Below are 330 nucleotides of genomic sequence, written 5' to 3'. Positions count from 1 at the left end.
AGAGCGTTGACAGGATTTCCAGTCAGCAGCACCGCAAAGGTCATGTACTGCCGGATGTTGGACGCTATGCTATCCAAAGGGCAGGAGGACGAAAACGGAATCCTGTTTGTCTGCTTCCCTGTTACAGCCATTGCCGCAGTCTTGTCCCGCAGCTCTATGACGGTCAAGCGTTCTCTGAATGAACTGGAAACCGCCGGACTTATCATGCGGGTGCGTCAGGGCGTTGGAGAACCAAACAGGACTTATGTGCTGATACCGGGAAAGGAGGACGCTGCCCTTGCCTGATACCTCAAAGCTGGAAAAGCTCAACCGGGAGCTGGAGAAAAGCGA

1 protein-coding gene is annotated in these 330 nt (G+C 53.9%); it reads left to right on the top strand.

Annotated elements, in window-relative coordinates:
- Positions 1-285 (top strand): DeoR family transcriptional regulator (locus DW757_RS16925; RefSeq protein WP_243033755.1); only part of this gene is annotated, 285 nt, incomplete at its 5' end.
- Positions 286-330 lie beyond the last annotated feature (45 nt).

This window comes from Clostridium sp. AM29-11AC (genome assembly GCF_003480545.1).
Lineage (GTDB): Bacteria > Bacillota > Clostridia > Lachnospirales > Lachnospiraceae > Otoolea > Otoolea saccharolyticum_A.
Note: the sequence above shows the minus strand (reverse complement) of the source record. Positions and strands in the feature narration are given on the sequence as shown.